The sequence below is a fragment of the Planococcus sp. RAB007_Raresut genome (genome assembly GCF_057369535.1).
In genome coordinates this window covers 1-271 of the sequence record NZ_JBXYIF010000110.1, presented here as the reverse complement: position 1 = coordinate 271, position 271 = coordinate 1, and the positions used below count along the sequence as shown (strand labels likewise).

General features: G+C 47.6%; 2 protein-coding genes. Both read left to right on the top strand.

What is annotated here, in order from left to right; translation table 11 throughout:
- The first annotated feature begins 15 nt into the window (after positions 1-15).
- Positions 16-147, top strand: coding sequence for a PTS sugar transporter subunit IIA (locus AC2Q9J_RS17930; protein WP_499042035.1), 132 nt, complete (start codon positions 16-18; stop codon positions 145-147).
- Positions 148-271 (top strand): mannitol dehydrogenase family protein (locus tag AC2Q9J_RS17925; protein WP_499042033.1); only part of this gene is annotated, 124 nt, incomplete at its 3' end.

Here is a 271-nt window from a genome sequence, read left to right as displayed (position 1 = left end):
ATCGGAATTGCAGGCGTGAATGATGAACATTTAGAGCTCCTATCGCAAATCGCGATTCTCTGCTCAGACGAAAGCAATGTAGAGCGCCTTGTTCAGGCGAAAACGAAGGAAGAAATCTTGGCGCTCTTTATGGAAGAGGTGGCGTAAATGAAAGCTGTTCACTTTGGGGCAGGAAACATCGGACGAGGCTTTATCGGATTATTGCTCAACCAAAGCGGTTACGAGGTGACGTTTGTCGACATCAATGATACGGTCATCGAAGCGCTTGAGG